General features: G+C 73.0%; 15 protein-coding genes and 1 pseudogene. 9 read left to right on the forward strand and 7 right to left on the reverse strand.

Annotated elements, in window-relative coordinates:
* Nucleotides 1–37 precede the first annotated feature (37 nt).
* A complete protein-coding gene (locus tag ACLHRZ_RS38585) occupies nt 38–457 on the forward strand; it encodes a TIGR03668 family PPOX class F420-dependent oxidoreductase (protein WP_490423249.1) in 420 nt (139 codons plus the stop codon).
* Nucleotides 458–633: 176 nt separating this feature from the next.
* Entirely contained in the window at nt 634–1,212 is a 579-nt protein-coding gene (locus tag ACLHRZ_RS38590) for a hypothetical protein (RefSeq protein WP_490423375.1), read from the forward strand.
* 360 nt (nt 1,213–1,572) lie between these two features.
* On the opposite strand, the pseudogene ACLHRZ_RS38595 reads toward ACLHRZ_RS38590, so the two are convergent.
* A pseudogene (locus tag ACLHRZ_RS38595) lies at nt 1,573–2,034 on the reverse strand (class I SAM-dependent methyltransferase); the annotation flags it as partial.
* Between the two features lie 199 nt (nt 2,035–2,233).
* Here ACLHRZ_RS38595 and ACLHRZ_RS38600 point away from each other — a divergent pair.
* The 3 genes from ACLHRZ_RS38600 (at nt 2,234) to ACLHRZ_RS38610 (ending at nt 4,950) form a co-directional block, all read left to right on the forward strand.
* On the forward strand, nt 2,234–2,908 hold the full coding sequence (locus ACLHRZ_RS38600; RefSeq protein ID WP_490423374.1) for a GDSL-type esterase/lipase family protein: 675 nt from the start codon (nt 2,234–2,236) through the stop codon (nt 2,906–2,908).
* A gap of 109 nt (nt 2,909–3,017) precedes the next feature.
* Nucleotides 3,018–3,887, forward strand: coding sequence for an AraC family transcriptional regulator (locus tag ACLHRZ_RS38605; protein ID WP_490423250.1), 870 nt, complete (start codon nt 3,018–3,020; stop codon nt 3,885–3,887).
* 88 nt (nt 3,888–3,975) lie between these two features.
* Nucleotides 3,976–4,950, forward strand: coding sequence for an aldo/keto reductase (locus tag ACLHRZ_RS38610; protein WP_490423251.1), 975 nt, complete (start codon nt 3,976–3,978; stop codon nt 4,948–4,950).
* Between the two features lie 178 nt (nt 4,951–5,128).
* Here ACLHRZ_RS38610 and thpR read toward each other — a convergent pair whose 3' ends face one another.
* The 4 genes from thpR to ACLHRZ_RS38630 form a co-directional block, all read right to left on the reverse strand.
* Nucleotides 5,129–5,692 (reverse strand): RNA 2',3'-cyclic phosphodiesterase, encoded by a 564-nt coding sequence (thpR, locus tag ACLHRZ_RS38615; RefSeq protein WP_490423252.1) that lies wholly within the window; start codon nt 5,690–5,692, stop codon nt 5,129–5,131.
* Between the two features lie 81 nt (nt 5,693–5,773).
* Entirely contained in the window at nt 5,774–7,186 is a 1,413-nt protein-coding gene (locus ACLHRZ_RS38620) for an MFS transporter (protein WP_490423253.1), read from the reverse strand.
* A 97-nt stretch (nt 7,187–7,283) separates the two neighbouring features.
* Nucleotides 7,284–7,733: a MarR family winged helix-turn-helix transcriptional regulator gene (locus ACLHRZ_RS38625; RefSeq protein WP_490423254.1), complete on the reverse strand. Its 450-nt coding sequence runs from the start codon at nt 7,731–7,733 to the stop codon at nt 7,284–7,286.
* 132 nt (nt 7,734–7,865) lie between these two features.
* Nucleotides 7,866–9,365 carry an NCS2 family permease gene (locus ACLHRZ_RS38630; RefSeq protein WP_490423255.1) on the reverse strand — a complete coding sequence of 500 codons (1,500 nt, stop codon included), beginning with the start codon at nt 9,363–9,365 and terminating at the stop codon, nt 7,866–7,868.
* Between the two features lie 243 nt (nt 9,366–9,608).
* On the opposite strand from ACLHRZ_RS38630, the gene ACLHRZ_RS38635 reads away from it, so the two are divergent.
* The gene (locus ACLHRZ_RS38635; protein ID WP_490423256.1) at nt 9,609–9,863 is read left to right on the forward strand and encodes a DUF2530 domain-containing protein; all 255 of its coding nucleotides are present in this window, start codon (nt 9,609–9,611) and stop codon (nt 9,861–9,863) included.
* A 50-nt stretch (nt 9,864–9,913) separates the two neighbouring features.
* Nucleotides 9,914–12,301, forward strand: coding sequence for an HAD-IC family P-type ATPase (locus tag ACLHRZ_RS38640; protein ID WP_490423257.1), 2,388 nt, complete (start codon nt 9,914–9,916; stop codon nt 12,299–12,301).
* A gap of 66 nt (nt 12,302–12,367) precedes the next feature.
* Here ACLHRZ_RS38640 and ACLHRZ_RS38645 read toward each other — a convergent pair whose 3' ends face one another.
* Nucleotides 12,368–15,526: a sacsin N-terminal ATP-binding-like domain-containing protein gene (locus ACLHRZ_RS38645; RefSeq protein WP_490423258.1), complete on the reverse strand. Its 3,159-nt coding sequence runs from the start codon at nt 15,524–15,526 to the stop codon at nt 12,368–12,370.
* 84 nt (nt 15,527–15,610) lie between these two features.
* A complete protein-coding gene (locus ACLHRZ_RS38650; RefSeq protein ID WP_490423259.1) occupies nt 15,611–16,495 on the reverse strand; it encodes a DUF3027 domain-containing protein in 885 nt (294 codons plus the stop codon).
* Nucleotides 16,496–16,824: 329 nt separating this feature from the next.
* Here ACLHRZ_RS38650 and ACLHRZ_RS38655 point away from each other — a divergent pair, with 329 nt between their 5' ends.
* Nucleotides 16,825–18,165 (forward strand): MFS transporter, encoded by a 1,341-nt coding sequence (locus ACLHRZ_RS38655; RefSeq protein ID WP_490423260.1) that lies wholly within the window; start codon nt 16,825–16,827, stop codon nt 18,163–18,165.
* A 27-nt stretch (nt 18,166–18,192) separates the two neighbouring features.
* Nucleotides 18,193–18,669 (forward strand): DUF2771 domain-containing protein, encoded by a 477-nt coding sequence (locus ACLHRZ_RS38660; RefSeq protein ID WP_490423261.1) that lies wholly within the window; start codon nt 18,193–18,195, stop codon nt 18,667–18,669.
* Nucleotide 18,670 lies beyond the last annotated feature (1 nt).

An 18,670-nucleotide genomic window follows, 5' to 3' on the forward strand; every position in this document is an offset into this window, starting at 1 on the left:
CGTGAGGATCCGGCTCCGTGAGGATACGGTCGGCACCATGCGACTGGAACCGGCACAGGCCCGGGAGCTCTTCAAGCAGGCACGGGTGGCCCGGCTGGCCACGTCGGACCTGACCGGCAGGCCGCACGTCGTCCCGATCACCTTCGCGCTGGGGCAGGACGTGCTGTACTTCGCGGTCGACGACAAGCCGAAGAGCGCACAGCTCCTGCGCCGCCTGCGCAACATCCGGCAGAACCCCCAAGTCAGCATCCTCGCCGACCACTACGCGGACGACTGGACCGCACTGTGGTGGGCGCGGGCCGACGGGCACGCCGAGATCTGGACGGACCGCGACGAGTGCGGCGGCCCGGTGGGGCTCCTGCAGCGGAAGTATCCGCAGTACGCGGCGCATCCGCCGGAGGGGCAGGTGGTGGCCGTCGAGGTCACGCGCTGGAGCGGCTGGACGGGAGCGGAGTGACGGCTGCGGAGGCCCACGGGAAGGCACAGCCCAAGTCGCGGCCGGATTCCACCCGTTGCCGGACGCCGCCGGGCGCGCGGATCCGTAACGTCCGGGGTCACGCCGTCACCCGCGGTCCCTCCGGAACCGCGGTCACGACAACGACAGCGACAACGACGCCAGGGGGAAACACCTTCATGCGCACTCTGCGGAGCAAGCTGGGGGCACTCGCCGTCCTGCCGGTCGCGGCCGTCGCGGCCGGGCTGACGCCCACGACCGCGAACGCCGCCCCGCAGGCAACGGGCAGCAGTTACACCTACCTCGAGTTCAAGAAGGGATCCGACCCGCTGAACTCGCGCCTGCGCTTCGTCCACGTCCAGCGGATCGGCGGGGACCGCACCCGCACCACCGTCCTCGACAGCTGGCGCGCGGGATCCGGCAACGGCAGCAAGGACACCTGCGCGTCGAACCAGGGCTGGCTGCCCGACGGCACCTATCCCATCGGCACCTACTACCCGCACCACGACGGCGGCCCGCACGGTGTCAACGGCATCGCGTGGGACATCGGCAACCACAAGTGCCACACCGGCAAGTGGCGCACCGAGCTGTTCATCCACAGCAGGATGCTCCCCAGCGGCGCCCAGGGCAGCGGCCCGTACCAGTGGACGGGCAGCTACACGTCCAACGGCTGCATCAAGCTCAGCCCGCACGACGTCCGCGAGCTGCAGAACCGGTGGAACACCTACCCGCACCCGGGCAAGCTGTACGTGAACTGAGCGCTCAGAACCCGAAGCGCATGAGCCGTGCGACGTCGCGCCACCCGGGGTGTGGGTCATGACCCACACCCCCAACTTCCCGGCGGCCGAGAGTTGTTGCGCGCTGCCTGGGGTGTCGAACGCGCGCACCACGTCCAGGCACCGCAGGCCCTCGTGCCAGCCCTCCAGTTCGGCGGGGTCGTCGGCGGCCCAGTAGAGCGTGACCCCCGCGTGCCGGACGAAGGGGACGAGCTTCTGCAGGCGGATACCGAGGGAGCTGAAGGCATCGAAGAGCAACTCCCCTGCGGGGAAACGGCCGGTGACGGCCTCGACGAGCCGTCTGCCGTCCTCCTTGCGCAGGTACATCGACAGGCCCTCGAAGACGACGACGGCCGGACGGTCCGCCGGTACCTCCGCGAGCCATCGCAGGTCGGTGACGGACGCGCCGATCACGCGGTAGTCCCCGGCGGGGCGGGGCACCAGCCGGCGCCGCAGGTCGACGACCTCCGGCAGGTCGACGTCCACCCACCGCACCGACGGCCCCGGCCCGATCCGCCGCACCCGGCTGTCCAGGCCGCACGCGAGGTGCAGCACGGTGCACTCGGGGTGCCGCTCCAGGAACCCGGCGGTCCAGTCGTCCAGCAGCTTGGCCCGCAGGGCGACACCGGCCGCGTTGAGCTGCGTCATGCCGGTGCGGCGGAAGTCGTAGTCGATCCGCTGCACGGTCCTGGCGGCTTCGTCGTCCCCCAGGATCGGCACGGGGGCCGCGCTGTCCAGCGCCCTGCCGTACAGCGTGGCGAGCATGGTCTCCGGAGCACCGTGGAGCGTGACCTTTTCGCCCATGTGTCCACGCTAAGCGCTCCGCGGGAAGTGCAGTACGTCAACTGCGGGCTCGTCGTGGCTGTTCGCGCAGTTCCCCGCGCCCCTTTGGGGCGCGATCACGCACTGCACTTCGCCGAGCCCGCTCAGCGCCGCCCGGGCTCCGCCGGGGCGCGGCCTCCGCCGGGCGCACCCCGCATGCTTGGATGCAGCAATGCGATTGATGTTCGTCGGCGACTCCATGACCATCGGCAGCGCCGGTGACCTCACCTGGCGCTACCGGATGTGGCAGCACCTGTGCGCCACGTACGGCGGGCCGTTCCGGATCGTCGGGCCGCGGACCGCCCTCTACGAGCCCGTCGCCGACGAGGCCGTCTCGCACGCCTACGGGGCGCCCGAATTCCCCGAGCGCTGCCGGGCGCATCTCGCCGGGTGGGGCGAGGGGTGGTGTCACATGGCGCCCCTCATAGGCGACGCCGTGCGCACGCACCGGGCCGACACCCTGCTCGTCTCCCTCGGGCTCATCGACCTCGGCTTCTACACGGACCCCGAGCAGACGGCGGACAACGTGCGCCGCTTCGTCGCCGAGGCCCGCACCGCCAACCCGCGGGTGCAGGCCGTGCTGCTGCCCGTGCTCCCCAACGTGCGCATCCTGGGCGACCCGTCCTTCGCCGCGCAGTGCGAGGAGTTCAACGAGCTGCTCGCCAAGGCCGTCGCCGACCTCGACCGGCCGGGCTCGCCGCTGCTGCTCGCCTCTCCCCCGCCCCGCTGGGACGTCGCGCTCGACACCTACGACGGCACCCACCCGAGCCCGCACGGCGAGCACCGCATCGCCGCCGTCTTCGCGGAGGCGATGCACCAGGCCTGGGGGGCCGGCGGGCCCTACGACCCCGCGTGAACCCGCGTGAACCCGCCCGACCCGACCGTTCCGGGCACAGGATGTCGGGTCCGGCAGCGTGCGCCCTCCGTAGCGTGAACGACCGTAGGAAGGAAGGAGACCGGGGGCGATGCTGGAGCGGCTGAACCGGGCCCTGGAGCACATCGAGGAGCACCTCGACCGGCAGATCGACGTGGCCGAACTGGCCCGGATCGCCGTGACGTCGGAGTACCACTTCCGCCGGATGTTCTCCGCGCTGGCCGGGATCCCGCTGTCCGAGTACATCCGGCGCAGGCGGCTCACCGTCGCCGGCGCCGAGGTGCTCGCCGGGGAGCGGACCCTGCTCGACGTCGCCGTGCGCCACGGCTACACCTCGGGGGAGGCGTTCGCCCGGGCGTTCCGCGCCGTGCACGGCATCGGCCCGGGCGAGGCCCGGCGGACCGGTGCGGCCCTGTGCTCCCAGCCCCGGATGTCCTTCCGTCTCATCGTCGAAGGGAGCAGCAGCATGCAGTACCGGGTCGTGGAGAAGGACGAGTTCCGCATCGTCGGGCGGAAGGCCCGCGTCCCACTCGTGCACCAGGGGGTGAACCCCGCGATCACCGGGTTCATCAAGGGCCTGGGACAGGAGACCGTGCAGCGCATCACGGCACTGTCCGACGGCGAGCCCGAGGGGATCCTCGCCGTGAGCGACGGCCTCGACCCCAGCCGCGCCGAGGGCACCGAACTCGACTACTGGCACGGCGTGGTGAGCAGCGCCGGCGTGCCCGAGGACCTGGAGGCGCTCACCGTCCCGGCGGGCGCCTGGGCCGTCTTCGAGAGCTCCGGCCCGTTCCCGCAGGCGCTCCAGCTCCTGTGGCGGGACGTCTTCACGCAGTGGTTCCCGTCGAACCCGTACCGCAGCCGGCCGGGGCCGGAGATCCTGCGCGTGCGCGTCCTCCACGAGGGCCGGGCGGAGGCCCTGCTGTGGATACCGGTGGAGCGGGAACCCGACCGCGGCTGACCGTCCGGCTGTCCGGGTGTGCACACATGCGTGCACACCCGGACAGCCCCTTGATTCGAGCGCACTTGAGGGCATTGGCTAAGGGCCCATGGAGTACACGCAGCTCGGACGTACGGGACTCAAGGTCAGCCGGATCGTTCTCGGCACGATGAACTTCGGGCCCCGCACCGACGAGGCCGACAGCCACGCCATCATGGACGCCGCGCTCGACGCCGGCGTCAACTTCTTCGACACCGCCAACGTCTACGGCTGGGGCGTCCACAAGGGGCGCACCGAGGAGATCATCGGCACCTGGTTCGCCCGCGGCGGCCACCGGCGGGACCGGGTCGTCCTGGCCACCAAGGTGTTCGGCGGCATGCACGCCGAGGGCGATCCGTGGCCCAACGAGGACCGGCTCTCCGCGCTCAACATCCGGCGCGCCGTCGACGCCAGCCTGCAGCGGCTGCGGACGGACCACATCGACCTCTACCAGTTCCACCACGTCGACAGGGCCACGCCCTGGGACGAGATCTGGCAGGCCATGGACGTCCTCGTCCAGCAGGGCAAGATCCTCTACGTCGGCTCGTCCAACCACGCCGGCTGGCACATCGCCCGGGCCAACGAGGCCGCCCGGCGCCGCAACACGCTCGGCCTGGTCAGCGAGCAGTGCCTGTACAACCTCGCCGAGCGGCGCGCCGAGATGGAGGTGCTCCCGGCGGCGGAGGCGTACGGGCTCGGGGTCATCCCCTGGTCCCCGCTCGGCGGCGGCCTGCTGGGCGGCGCGATCCGCAGAGCCGCGGAGACCGGCAGGTCCGCGGACGCGCTGGCGAAGACCGGAGTCCGGGAGCGGGTCCAGGCCTACGAGGACGTGGTCGACAAGCACGGGCTGGTGGCGGGTGAGGTGGCGCTGGCGTGGTTGCTGACCAGGCCGGTGGTCACCGCGCCGATCATCGGGCCGCGGACGCGGGAGCAGCTCGACTCCGCGGTGAGGGCCGTCGAACTGGCCTTGCCCGATGAACTGTTGGCGTCACTGGACGAGATCTTCCCCGGCCCCGGGCCGGCGCCGGAGGCGTTTGCCTGGTGAGCGCCCCGCAGGGGCGCGGGGAACTGCGTGTTCGGCCACGGACGGCCCGCAGCCGCTACTTCACAGCGGCCACCACAGCGACGACGACGAGTATCACGGCAAGCGCACCGGTCATGATCCGGTTCCTGGTCTTCGGGTCCACCCCCCGAGCCTAACCGGCCGGGCGCGCCGCCCGTCATCACCCCAGGTCCCAGGCCTGGACGAGCTCGTAGCGAGGCCGCTCACCAGGGACGCCGCCGACAGGCAGCCGGCTGCGGATCAGTTCCAGGCGCCCCGCCGTCCACGGGGCGCCCCGGAAGTCCGCGAGCCCCGCCGCGTACGGCGCCAGGCCCACCCGGCCCGTGGTCGAGCGGGCGAGGGTGAGGTGGGGGTGGAAGGGGCGCTTGTCGTCGACCCCCACCCCGGCCCGGCGCGCCCCCGCCGCGGCCGAGCGGGCCAGCCCGCGCAGCGTCTCCGTCCCGCCCTGCACCCCCGCCCACAGGATCCGGTCCCCGAACCGCCCGCCGCCGGCGAACCGCAGCTCGTGCGGCGGATGCCGGTGCGCGGCGCGCGCGAGCCGCTCACCGAGCTCCGGCAGCCGCGCCTCCTCGACCTCGCCGAGGAAGGCGAGCGTGAAGTGCCAGGTGTCCGGCTCGGCCCAGCGCAGCCGCCCGGCCCCCGGCAGCGACCGCAACGGGGCCACGGCTTCGACGAGTTCGGCGACGGCGGACGGGGGCGGGGTCACGGCGACGAACAGGCGCATGGGGCCAGTGTCCCGCGCACGCCCGTCCGCGCCCCGTAGGGGCGCGGGGAACTGCGCGAGCAACCACAGACGACCCGCACGTCACACGACGGCAGCAGCCGGCTCCGCCTGCGCAGCAGCCCGCGGCACGAACACGAGATGCGGCCGCCCCGGCCGAATATCCACTCTCAGCCGCAGGCCCCCCGCACGGGCAAGGGCGAAGCCCACCCCCGCGGCGGCGGCCAGCGAGATCACGCCGCCCGATATGAAGCCGACCCGTGGCCCGTACGCGTCCGTCACCCAGCCCACCAGCGGCGCGCCCAGCGGCGTACCGCCCATGAAGACCATCATGAAGAGGCTCATGACCCGGCCCCGCAGTGCGGGGTCGGAGGCCAGCTGGATGCTGGAGTTGGCGGTGACGTTGATCGTCAGGCCGAACATCCCGATCGGGACCAGCAGCACCGCGAAGACCCAGAAGTCCGGTGCCAGCGCCGCCACGATCTCCAGCACGCCGAACGCCGCGGCCGCGCCGATCAGCAGCCGCTGCCGCGAGGTGCCGCGCCGTGCGGCGAGCAGGGCGCCCACCAACGACCCGGCCGCCATCAGGGTGTTGAGCAGGCCGTACATCCCGGCTCCCGCGTGGAAGACGTTGTTGACGAACGCCGTGAGCCAGATGGGGAAGTTGAAGCCGAAGGTGCCGATGAAGCCGACCAGCACGATCGGCCAGATCAGTTCGGGCCGCCCGGCGACGTGCTGCAGCCCCTCCCGCAACTGCCCCTTGCCGCGCGGGGCGCGCTCGACCTTGTGCAGCTCCGAGGTGCGCATCATCAGCAGTGCCGCGATGGGTGCGGCGAAGGAGAGCCCGTTGAGCAGGAACGCCCAGCCGCTGCCCACGGCGGTGATCAGCACACCGGCGACGGCGGGGCCGACGAGCCGGGCCGACTGGAAGTTGGCGGAGTTGAGGCTGACCGCGTTGCGCAGGTCGGCGGGGCCGACCATCTCGGAGACGAAGGCCTGGCGGGCGGGGTTGTCGACGACGGTCACCACGCCCAGCACGAACGCCATGAGGTAGACATGCCAAACCTGGACATGTCCGGAAAGGGTGAGCGCGGCGAGAACGAGCCCGGTGGCGCCCATCGCGGCCTGTGTGACGACGAGCAGGCGCCGCTTGGGGAGCCGGTCGGCGATGACGCCGCCGTACAGCCCGAACAGCAGCATGGGCAGGAACTGCAGGGCCGTGGTGATGCCCACGGCGGCGGAGGAGCCGGTCAGGCTGAGGACCAGCCAGTCCTGGGCGATGCGCTGCATCCACGTGCCGGCGTTGGAGACGACCTGTCCGCCGGCGTAGAGACGGTAGTTGCGGATGCGCAGTGAGCTGAAGGTGCCCCCCTTGACGGGCGCGATGGGCGCGTCGGGCGCGGTGGCCGCGTCCCCGGACTGCAGGGGGGTCGTGCGATTGTCGTCGTCGTGGCGGTTCGGTGCGGGTGCGGAGTCTGCTCCGGGTCCCGTACTCAAGGTGGGATCGCCTCTCTCTCCGTGCGGCGTACTCCGTGCGTCGTGCGGCAGGCCCCCGGCCCGGCCGGGTCTCGAGGTCCCTGCAGGCGTGCGGGGCCTACAGGTGCGCGAGCTTCTCCAGGACGGGCGCGGCGGCGCGCAGCGTCGCCCACTCGTCCTCGTCGAGCCTTCCGGCCAGTTCGGAGAGCCAGGCATTGCGTTTGCGCCGGCTCTCCTCGAGCATCGCCTCGGCCTGTTCGGTCTGCCGGACCACCTTCTGGCGGCGGTCCTCGGGGTGCGGTTCCAGCCGGACCAGGCCCTTGGCCTCCAGCAGCGCGACGATGCGCGTCATCGACGGAGGCTGTACGTGCTCCTTGCGGGCGAGCTCGCCCGGGGTGGCGGAGCCGCAGCGGGCGAGAGTGCCCAGCACCGACATCTCGGTGGGACTGAGCGACTCGTCGACCCGCTGGTGCTTGAGCCTCCGCGACAAACGCATCACACCCGACCGCAGTGCGTTGACGGCGGCCGTGTCCTCGGGGCTGGTGCGGGATGAATCCGGCATGTTCATTAGATTAACTCATTACCTGGACTAAGGAAAGTGGGGCGCGAGGGCGCACCGGTGCAGGAGAAAGCACATGGGCGGCCGGGCACGCTGCCCGGCCGCCCGTCGCGGCCTCGTGCGCTGCTGAGCGCCGCTTGACTACTTCACGCCCAGCACCTGCTCGATCGGGTCGAGCATGAAGTACACGAGGAAGCACAGCCCGACCGCGTTCAGCAGCCAGGGGATCTCCCGCGCCCGCCGGTCGGCGATCCGCAGCAGGATGAAGGCGAGGACGCCGATCCCGATGCCGTTGGTGATCGAGTACGTGAACGGCATGGAGACGACGGTCAGGAACGCCGGGATCGCGATCGTGAAGTCGCTCCAGTCGATCTCCCGGACGTTGGACGCCATGATCAGGAAGCCGACGACCAGCAGGGCCGGGGTCGCCGCCTGCGAGGGCACCACCGTGGCGAGCGGGGTGAAGACCAGGGCCAGCAGGAAGAGGCCGCCGGTCATCAGGTTGGCCAGGCCCGTGCGGGCGCCCTCGCCGACGCCGGCGGTGGACTCCACGAAGCAGGTGTTCGCCGAGGACGAGCCGAGGCCGCCGGCCGCGACGGCGATGCCGTCGACCATGAGGATCCGGCCCATGTTGGGCAACTGACCCTTCTCGTCCATCAGCCCGGCCTCCTCGCCGACGCCGATGATCGTGCCCATCGCGTCGAAGAAGCCGGACAGCAGCACCGTGAAGACGAAGAGGCAGCCGGTCAGCAGCCCGACCTCGCGGAAGCCGCCGAAGAGGCTGATGTTGCCGATGAGACCGAAGTCGGGCGCACCGACGATGTGCGAGGGCACCTTCGGCACGCTCAGGCCCCACGCGGTGTCCGGCAGCCCGGCGGCCGCGTTGACGACGATCGCGAGCACGGTCATGGCCACGATGCCGACGAGGATCGCGCCGCGCACCTTGCGGACGACGAGCACGAAGGTCAGCGCGAGCCCGAGCACGAAGATCAGTACCGGCCAGCCGTGCAGCTGGCCGCCCTGGCCGAGGGAGAGCGGGACGGTGGTGTGCGCGGCGTCCGGGTTGCGGGAGACGAAGCCGGAGTCGACCAGGCCGATCAGCGAGATGAACAGGCCGATGCCGATGGCGATCGCGCGGCGCAGCCCGCCCGGGATCGCGTCCATCACCCGCTGCCGCAGCCCCGAGGCCACCAGCAGCATCAGCACCAGGCCGGCCAGCACGACCATGCCCATGGCGTCCGGCCAGCTCATCCTGGGGGCGAGCTGGAGCGAGACGACGGCGTTGATGCCGAGGCCCGCGGCGCAGGCGATCGGCACGTTGCCGATCACGCCCATGAGGACCGTGGAGAGCCCGGCCATCAGGGCGGTGGCGGTGACGAGTTGGGCGTTGTCCAGCTGGTGACCGAACTTGTCGTGACCGGCCCCGAGGATGATCGGGTTCAGTACGACGATGTAGGCCATCGCAAAGAACGTGGCCAGGCCGCCGCGGAGTTCGCGGGAGACGGTCGAACCGCGCTCGGTGATCCGGAAGTACCGGTCGAGGACATTCCGCGGGCCGGGGCCCGACGGGTTCGGTATCCGGTGTGGGACAGCGTCGGACTGCTGCCGGTCTTCGACCGCAGGGCTGGCCGAGGTGGTCATGCAGGGACCTCAGTCGTTCGGGCCGGGAAAGGCCGGGACAGAAGAAAAGGATCAGATTTAGAGGATCAAACAAAACCACTCAATCAAATCCAGGCTTATTCAGTATGAACAAACAAAGCCAGGATGGCTAATCGCCCATGTCACGGTGCAGGTCCGCGCCCCGGAGGGGCGCGGGGAACTGCGAGACGGCCCGCAGATGACGCGACGCACTCCGCTCCCCGCGGAGCGCTTAGGCTGAACGCCATGACGAAGTGGACTCCTCGGCACGAAGCGCCCGAGCCCCTGGAGGGCCCGGTCGTCGCCACCATCACCGGCGGCACGATCCTGTGGTTCGCCCTCTTCGTCGTGCAGCTGCCCTTCTACGGCTGGTTCCGGGACCACGGGCACCTGTGGTGGCTGTGGACCTGCCTGGCCGGCGGCGGGCTCGGCCTCGTCGGCGTCTGGTACGTCCGCAAGCGGGACGCCGCGATCAAGCGGCACGCGGCCGCGCAGGAGTGAGCGACCGCTCCGAAAGGTGAACGGGCCCGTCCGCCCGTACCGTCGGATCCATGAGCGATCCGAGGCTCGATCCGGTGCAGACCACCTCCCTCACTCCCGGCCTCACCGCCCGTGAGGTCGCCGAGCGCGTCGCCCGGGGCGAGGTCAACGACGTCCCCCTGCGCTCGTCGCGCTCGACGGCGGACATCGTCCGCGCCAACGTCTTCACCCGGTTCAACGCGATCATCGGCGTGCTCTTCCTGATCATCCTGGTGGTCGGACCGATCCAGGACGGTCTCTTCGGGTTCGTCATCGTCGCCAACACCGCGATCGGCATCTTCCAGGAGCTGCGCGCCAAGAAGACCCTGGACTCCCTCGCCCTCATCGGCGAGGTCCGCCCCACCGTCCGCCGCGACGGCGCGCCCGTCGCGATCCCCACCGGACAGATCGTCCTCGGCGACCTCATCGAGCTGGGCCCGGGCGACAAGTGCGTCGTGGACGGCGAGGTCGCCGAGGCCGACGGGCTGGAGATCGACGAGTCGCTGCTGACCGGCGAGGCCGACCCCGTGCTGAAGCGACCCGGCGACCCCGTCATGTCCGGCTCCTTCGTCGTCGCCGGGAACGGCGCCTTCACCGCGACCAAGGTCGGGCGCCAGGCCTACGCCGCCCAGCTCGCCGAGGAGGCCTCCCGCTTCACGCTCGTCCACTCCGAACTGCGCAGCGGCATCAGCCAGATCCTCAAGTTCGTGACCTGGATGATGATCCCGGCCGCCATCGGCCTCATCGTCAGCCAGCTGGTGGTGCAGGGCCACGACTGGCGCGAGGCGGTGCGCCGCATGGTGGCCGGCATCGTCCCCATGGTTCCCGAGGGCCTCGTCCTGCTGACGTCCGTCGCCTTCGCCATCGGCGTCATCCGGCTGGGCCGGCAGCAGTGCCTGGTCCAGGAACTGCCCGCGATCGAGGGCCTCGCCCGCGTCGACACCGTCTGCCTGGACAAGACCGGCACCCTCACCGAGGGCGGCATGGACGTCAGCGAACTGCGCGTCCTGCCCGGCGCCCGCGCCGACGAGACCTACGTGCGGCAGGTCCTCGGCGCCCTGGGCGAGTCCGACCCGCGCCCCAACGCCAGCCTCCAGGCCATCATCGACGCCTACCCCGACGGCTCCGGCTGGCGCTGCACCGAGTCGCTGCCCTTCTCCTCCGCCCGCAAGTACAGCGGCGCCGCCCTCAACAGCCCCGACGCGGAGAGCAGCAACTGGCTGCTCGGCGCCCCCGACGTGCTGCTGCCGGAGGGCGACACGGCGCTCACGGAGATCGAACAGCTCAACGCCCAGGGGCTGCGCGTCCTCCTGCTCGCCCGCGCCTCACGGGAGTTGGACGACCCTCACGTGGCACAGGGAGCCCACCCCACCGCCCTGGTCGTCCTGGAACAGCGGCTGCGCTCCGACGCGGCCGACACGCTGCGCTACTTCGCGGAGCAGAACGTCTCCGCGAAGGTCATCTCCGGCGACAACGCGGTCTCCGTCGGCGCCGTCGCCGCCAAGCTCGCCCTGCCGGGCGCCGACGCGCCCGTGGACGCGCGACGGCTGCCGGCCGAACGGGAGGCGATGGCCGAAGTCCTCGACCGGGGCGCGGTGTTCGGGCGCGTCACCCCGCAGCAGAAGCGGGACATGGTGGGCGCCCTCCAGTCGCGTGGCCACACCGTGGCCATGACCGGCGACGGCGTCAACGACGTCCTCGCCCTCAAGGACGCCGACATCGGCGTGTCGATGGGCTCCGGCTCGGAGGCGACGCGGGCCGTCGCCCAGATCGTGCTGCTCGACAACAGCTTCGCGACCCTGCCGTCGGTGGTGGCGGAGGGGCGCAGGGTCATCGGCAACATCACACGCGTGGCGACCCTGTTCCTGACGAAGACGGTCTACTCGGTGCTCCTGGCCATCCTGGTCGTCTGCACCCGGGTCCCCTACCCCTTCCTGCCACGGCACTTGACCCTGCTGTCGACGCTGACGATCGGCGTCCCCGCCTTCTTCCTGGCCCTCGCCCCCAACAAGGAGCGCGCGAAGCCGCACTTCGTGCGCCGGGTGATGCGGTACGCGATCCCCTCCGGGCTGATCGCGGGGACGGCCACCTTCGTCGCGTACCTGATGGCCCGGTCCCACTACGCGGGCCAGGACGGGGCGTTGGCGGCGGAGACCAGCTCGGCGACGCTCACGCTCTTCCTCGTCTCCCTGTGGGTCCTCGCGATCATCGCGCGCCCGTACACGTGGTGGCGCGTGGCGCTGGTCCTGGCCATGGCGGCGGGTTTCCTGATCGTGCTGCTGACGCCGTGGCTGCAGCGGTTCTTCGCGTTGCGGCTGGTGGGGACCACGATGCCGTGGGCCGCCGTGGCCATTGCCGCCGCGGCGGCCTGCGTTCTGGAGTTCGCCTGGCGGTGGGTGGGGCGGCGCTGGCCGGCATAGCGGGCGCGGCGGGCACGTGCGGGTCGCTTGTGGCTGGTCGCGCAGTTCCCCGCACCCCTTACGGGGCTACTCGAACCACCGCAGCAAGCCCAACTCCGCACCCCGTGACGGGTCCTCCAGCAGCGCCGCCACCTCGAAGCGGCGTGCCCACGCGCCGCCGGCCCAGGACAGGCCCGCCGCCACGCCCTCCAGGGTGGACGCGTGGAGGATGCCGTCCGGGCCCAGGCGCCAGTCCAGTTCGACGCCGTCGACCAGCAGTTCCTCGTGCTCCACGTACGTCGCCGGGGCGCCCGGCAGGAGCAGTCGCAGGTGTTCGGGGACCTCGCGGGTCTCGCCCGTGCCCGGTTCCGCCGTCGCCACGACGAACTCGCCCAGGCGGCGCACCTGGAGCAGGTCCGCCAGTTCCGCCGCCCAGGCCGGCGGGACCGGGAGGAGGGCGTGTCCGGAGGCGAGGGGGAGCAGGTCGGGGGCGTCCGCGACCAGGGCCTCCGCCGCGTCCACGACGCGGACCTCGCCGTCGACGACGGCGCGCAGCTCGTCGGGGAGGGTGACCTCGTCCGGATCCATGGACGCCAACGCGGCGTACAGGCCGTGCAGTTGCGAGGCGGTCACCTCGCGCTCGGGGTCCGCCAGGCGGGACAGCAGCTCCGCCGCGCCGCCGGGCTCGTCCAGCAGGGCCGCGACCGACGTGCGCACGCCCAGTGCGCGCAGCACCTGCTCGTCGGCGAGGCCCGCCGCGTCCGCGGCCTCGTACAGGCCCGCGAGGAGCGGGTCGCCGCCCGCCGCGCGCAGGCCGGCGGGGCGGCGGCCGTCCAGGACGGGGTGGCCGCGCAGCCACCACGCGGTGTACGGGCGCACGGACTCGGTGGTGCCGTCCGGGAGCAGGACGCGCACGGGCGCGGTCAGCGCGTCCCGCAGCGGGGGCTGTGCGAGCAGGGCCAGGGCCTGCGGCCAGGCGTCGTCGTCGACGAGGTCGAGGTCGCGCACGGCGACGATCTCGGTGGCGACGGGCGGCACGGGGGTGTCGGGGAGGCGGTCGAGGACGTCCTCGCACCACACGTCGACGGCGTCGAGCAGGCCCGCGTCGTCCGGTTCGGCGAAGTCGCCGTCGCGGGGCTCCAGTTCGTCGGGGTCGAGGACGACGTCCGTGGCGCGCACGAGCGCGAAGGTGGCCAGCACGCCGACGGCGGTGAGGGGCTGCTCGCCCCAGCGCTCGGCCAGTTCGGCGTCGCACGCGGCGAGCTCGCCGGGGCGGATGACCTGTTCGAACGGGCTGCCGGGGAGGACGAGTTCGCCGGCCGGTGCCAGCTCGCCGTCCTCGTCGGGGAGGGCGAGGGCGGCCAGCCAGGGCTCGTCGCCGGGGGCGAGGTCCGCGTCGCGGACCAGGGTCAGGACGGTCTCGATCAGCGCGTCGGGGTCGAGCCCTTCGTCGTCCCAGGCCTCCTCCGCGTCCAGGGAGGCCGCGACGGCCGCCCGGACCTGAGGCGTCGTCAGAACGGCGCGCGGCGACGCCGGGGTCGCGCCCAGCTTCTCCAGCAGCGGGTGGGCCGCATCGGGGTGGACGACCTTCAGGCCGAGCCGGGACAGCCGCTGCGAGCCCGTCCCGTCCGCGGGCGGCAGCAGAACCTGGCGCGGCCCGACGGCGGTGCGCCCTCCCCCAGAGCCTTCGGCCTGGGAGGTACCCCCAGCGAGCGGCACGGGCAGGCCGGTGAGCCGGTCCGGGTCGACGCCGGCGAGGCTCTCGTAGAGCCGCCACCACCACTCCGCCTCGCGCTCCACGCCCGCCAGCCGGTCGACGACCTCGCCGAGCGGGACGCGGGCCACGCCGAGCGCGCGCAGCTCCTGGCGGCGCTCCAGGCCCGCGGGCAGCAGGCTGGGGAACAGCTCGCCCAGGACGGCGACGGTCTCCGCGCCCGCCCCCTCCGCGATCTCGGCCTCCACGGGCCGCAGGGCGTGCGGCTCCTCCGCGGTCTCCCCGTCCTCCGGCTCCCGGGCCGCGCCCGCGCTCGGCAGGAAGGCCACGCGGGGCAGCCGGTCCAGGATCCGGCGGCGCAGCTCGGCGTCCAGCGGGCTCGCCGCGAGCGGCGACGGTACGAGGTCAAGGGTGCCGAGGGTGCCGGCGGAGACGGGGTGCCAGTCGGCCAGCAGGGCCGCGTAGGTCTCGGCGGCGCGCTCGGTGAGGAAGTCCGTGAGCGGGCCGGGGGCCGTGCGGCGGCGGGTGGGCTCCAGCGGGAAGGAGGCGATCAGCAGCGCGGGCAGGCCCAGCGGCTCGTCGGTGGGGGTCGGCGCGTGCAGCACGGGGGCGGTGCCGGGACGGACCGGGGCGCCGTCCGGACCGGCCGGGACGGCCCAGGTCAGGGACCAGGCGGGGCGCAGGCGTTCCTCGACGGGGCGGTCCGCGAGGAGGGCCGCGTCCAGCCGGCCCCCGGCGTGCTCGACGCGCCAGCGGGTGGCCGTGCCGCGGTCCGAGTCGTCGACCAGCACGTACGGGCCGTCCTGACCGCGCGTCAGGGTGCGGATGCGCCCGTCCGGGGTCTCCACGGCCACCTCGGCCAGGCCGGGCAGGGCGAGCAGGAGCGCGTCGTCGACGTCCTCCAGCAGCCGCGCGGCGAGGTCCTCCGCGGCGCCGTCGCGCAGCGGCATGACCACGACCGTGTCGTAGCCCTCGGGCGCGGTGCCCTCGGCGGGCAGCGGCAGGCGCAGGAGGGGGACGTGGCCGTCGCGGCGGCGGATCTCCTCGGCGAGCCCGGGGGTGTCCCCGGCGGCGGCCGCGGCCAGGTCGCGCGCCTCCGACAGGGACCAGCGGACGCCGCCGGTACGGCTGATGACGGCGGGTTCGTCGGTGACGGAGAGGACCGCGGAGAAGCCGACGCCGAACCGGCCGACGGTCCCGCCGTCCTCGTCGTCCCGCTTGGCGGAGGCGCGGAGGGTGGAGAGGGACTCGACGCCGGCCGCGTCCAGCGGGGCACCCGTGTTGGCGGCGGCCAGGACCGGCCGCCCGCCCGGTCCGCCGGCGCGCAGCGTCAGGCGCAGGCGGCCGGGGACGCCGACCCGGGCGGCGGCGTCGGCGGCGTTCTGGGCGAGCTCCACCACGAGCCGGTCGCGGTAGCCGCCGAGGACCAGGTCCTCCTCGGCGTTGGCGTCCTCCCGGAACCGCGCGGGGGACGCGGCCCACGCGTCCAGCACTCCGCGCCGCAGCCGCGCGGTACCGAAGAGGTCGGTCACGTCAGGGGTCTCCTAGCTACTGAGTGAGACGCGCCCCGCAGGGGCGCGGGGAACGGCGCGACCAGCCGAAGACGACCGCAGTCGTCAGGAGTGCCCGAGGTCCTCTTCGGGAGCCGCGGCCTCCGGCCGCAACGGCATCAGGTCGACGAGCGTCTCGTCGATCACCGGCGGCGCCGGCCGCGGCGGCTTCGGCATGACCGCCGCCTCGGAGTGCCCGCCGCACCCGTAGGACAGGGACACCACATGCCCGTCCGCAGGACCGAACTCATTGCCGCAGATACCGAACGCCTGGCCGAGCGATCCCCCGATGGGGACCAGGAAGCCGCAGCTGACGCAGGACGCGGGCGCCGCCTGCGCCATCGGGGTCTTCGCGCCGTACGACTCGTCCCAGCGGTCGGCGGCGGTGTGCAGCCCGTAGCGGGACAGGACGCGGGCGCGGCGCATGCCGAGCTCCTCGGCCAGCGAGGCGATCGAGCCGCGCACGGGCGCGGTCGGCTGCGCGGACGGCGGCCCGGCGGAGACCTCGGCGTCCTCGGCGTCGACCAGCTCGGTCATCTCCCGGGAGACGGCCGAGTTCGGCGGCGGCACGTCCTCGCCGGTCCAGCCCGGCTCCAGGCGCAGGTCCTCCGCGTCGGTGGGCAGCAGGTCGCCGGGGCCCATGTCGCCGGGGCGCAGGCGCTCGCTCCACGGCACCCACTCGGGGGCGAGGAGGGCGTCGGGGCCGGGCAGCAGCACCGTCTCGTCGACGGTGACGGCCTTGGCGCGCGAGGCGCGGGCGACGGTGACGGCCCAGCGCCAGCCCCGGTAGCCGAGGTCCTCGCAGGCGAAGTAGTGCGTGACGACCCGGTCCCCGTCGGCGAGGGCCTCGACGTGCTCGCCGACCTTCCCCGGAAGCGCGGCCTCCTCGGCGGCCTCCCGGGCGAGTTCGACCGCCTCGGCGCACAGGCGGTCCGGGGTACGGCTTCGCATCGCAGCACTCACAAGAATCGATTCTCTCTTCCACGCCGTCTCACGAGTGCGCCTGCCGGACGACCGGGGCGGCGGACGGAGCGGACCGGGGGACCGCGTCGACGTCCGCGCCCGATCGGTTTCGAGCGCACCTGGTCCTCCCCATTCTGCGGGATCAGGGCCCGGAGTGCGGCCAACCAAACGGTCGGCGACGGCGCGCTGTGCACGCTACCCCGCAAAGCCGCTCCGGGTATACCCGGGCTCCACCGAGCGCCCCCACCGGTGCCCGATACGCCCCGCAGGCGGACCGAAAGCGCCGCGCCGGGTTCCGCTTGGGGCAGTATGGCGTGGTGGCAGCCATCCGCCGTACGGTCCGGGACGCGGGCCGGGCGCTGCGCCGACCGGTCACCGGGACCGTGCGGGGCGTCCGGAAGGCCACGCACGCGCACGGCGCGGGCGAGTCGGGCCTCGCGAAGCTGATCGAGCTGCACGCGGTCAACTCCGCGGGCGACATGCTCATCACGGTGGCGCTGGCGTCGACGGTGTTCTTCTCGGTGCCCACGGACGAGGCCCGCGGGCGGGTCGCCCTGTACCTGGCGGTCACGATGGCGCCGTTCACCCTCCTGGCGCCGGTGATCGGGCCGCTGCTGGACCGGCTCCCGCACGGTCGCCGGGCGGCCATGGCGGGCGCGATGCTGACGCGCGCCGTGCTGGCCCTGACGATGTCGGGCGCCGTGGCGAGCGGCGGACTGGAGCTCTATCCGGCGGCCCTGGGCGTCCTGGTGGCGTCCAAGGCGTACGGGGTGGTGCGCTCGGCCGTGGTGCCCCGACTGCTGCCGCCGCGGATCTCCCTCGTCAAGGCGAACTCCCGGGTCACCCTCGGCGGGCTGCTGGCCACGGGACTGGCGGCCCCGCTCGGCGCGGGGCTGCACCAGCTGGGGCCGGCCTGGCCGTTGTACGGGGCGTGCGCCGTCTTCGCGTGCGGCACCTACCTCTCGCTCTCGCTCCCGCCCAAGGTCGACTCCGCGAAGGGCGAGGCCCGGGCCATGCTCACCTCGCCCGACCACCAGCGCCGCACGACGCGGCGGACGAAGCCGGGGCTGCGCACGGTCGGCAGCTCCGTGCTGCACGGGCTGCAGGCCAACGGGGCGCTGCGGATGCTGTCCGGGTTCCTCACGTTCTTCCTGGCGTTCCTGCTGCGCGTCCACCCGCTGGGCGGGCTGGGCCCGGCCGTCTCGCTGGGCATCGTGGCGGTGGCGGCCGGCACGGGCAACGCCCTGGGGACGGCGATCGGGGCGCTGCTGCGCTCGCGCGGCCCGGAGAAGACGATCGCCGCGGTGCTGACGGCCGCGCTGGGCATGACGGTGGCGACGGCCGTGCTCTACAACCCGTTCTTCGTGGTGGCGGTGGCCGCCGTGGCCGGGATCTCGCAGGCGCTGGGCAAGCAGTCGCTGGACTCGCTGATCCAGCGGGACGTGCCGGAGCAGGTGCGCACCTCCGCGTTCGCCCGCTCCGAGACGCTGCTGCAGATGTGCTGGGTGGTGGGCGGCGGCATCGGGATCCTGCTGCCGCTCAACGGCGTGGTGGGCATGGCGGTCGCGTCCGGCTTCCTGGCCCTGGGCGCCGTCACAGCCGTACGGGGCCTGCTGACGGCGGCCCGGCGCGGCTCGCCGCACCCGCGCGTGGCCTGACCGGGGCGGCCCGATAGCCTGCCCCCCATGACCGCTGCCATTTTCCAGGGAAGGCGCCGCCGCGCCGCTGCCGCTGCGGGCGCCGTGGCCCTCGGGCTCGTCGCCCTCTCCGCCTGCGACAAGCCGACGCCGCTGGCGACGGTGACCGTCGGTTCCACCACCGTGACGTCCGAGGCCGCCTGTTACGAGGGCGGCGACGCGATCGCCAACGACAAGCTGCCCGCGTGCTTCAAGTCCGAGGGCAAGACCGTCAAGGCGTCCATGGAGGACAAGATCCGCTTCGGCGTCGACCCGAAGGTCGCCGACGAGGGCTGGACGCTCTTCATCAACGGCCAGGTGGCCGAGCAGGAGCCGAACAAGAAGACCTACCGGACCATCCCGGCCAGCGCCTTCTTCGCCTCCGGCCAGGGCGCCGCGGTGAAGAACACCCAGGTCAGCATCGTCGAGGCGAGCTCCGGCAAGGCGCTCGGCATCTGGAACTTCACGCTCGAGAAGACCTCCTGAC

The organism is Streptomyces sp. AM25 (genome assembly GCF_058146165.1).

What these genes read in the sequence shown, in the direction of transcription:
- ACLHRZ_RS38640 (WP_490423257.1), top strand. Translation starts at nt 9,914, where the DNA reads ATGAGCGATCCGAGGCTCGATCCGGTGCAGACCACCTCCCTCACTCCC.
- ACLHRZ_RS38610 (WP_490423251.1), top strand. Translation starts at nt 3,976, where the DNA reads ATGGAGTACACGCAGCTCGGACGTACGGGACTCAAGGTCAGCCGGATC.
- ACLHRZ_RS38600 (WP_490423374.1), top strand. Translation starts at nt 2,234, where the DNA reads ATGTTCGTCGGCGACTCCATGACCATCGGCAGCGCCGGTGACCTCACC.
- ACLHRZ_RS38605 (WP_490423250.1), top strand. Translation starts at nt 3,018, where the DNA reads ATGCTGGAGCGGCTGAACCGGGCCCTGGAGCACATCGAGGAGCACCTC.
- ACLHRZ_RS38590 (WP_490423375.1), top strand. Translation starts at nt 634, where the DNA reads ATGCGCACTCTGCGGAGCAAGCTGGGGGCACTCGCCGTCCTGCCGGTC.
- ACLHRZ_RS38585 (WP_490423249.1), top strand. Translation starts at nt 38, where the DNA reads ATGCGACTGGAACCGGCACAGGCCCGGGAGCTCTTCAAGCAGGCACGG.
- thpR (WP_490423252.1), bottom strand. Translation starts at nt 5,692, where the DNA reads ATGCGCCTGTTCGTCGCCGTGACCCCGCCCCCGTCCGCCGTCGCCGAA.
- ACLHRZ_RS38660 (WP_490423261.1), top strand. Translation starts at nt 18,193, where the DNA reads ATGACCGCTGCCATTTTCCAGGGAAGGCGCCGCCGCGCCGCTGCCGCT.
- ACLHRZ_RS38630 (WP_490423255.1), bottom strand. Translation starts at nt 9,365, where the DNA reads ATGACCACCTCGGCCAGCCCTGCGGTCGAAGACCGGCAGCAGTCCGAC.
- ACLHRZ_RS38625 (WP_490423254.1), bottom strand. Translation starts at nt 7,733, where the DNA reads ATGAACATGCCGGATTCATCCCGCACCAGCCCCGAGGACACGGCCGCC.
- ACLHRZ_RS38635 (WP_490423256.1), top strand. Translation starts at nt 9,609, where the DNA reads ATGACGAAGTGGACTCCTCGGCACGAAGCGCCCGAGCCCCTGGAGGGC.
- ACLHRZ_RS38650 (WP_490423259.1), bottom strand. Translation starts at nt 16,495, where the DNA reads ATGCGAAGCCGTACCCCGGACCGCCTGTGCGCCGAGGCGGTCGAACTC.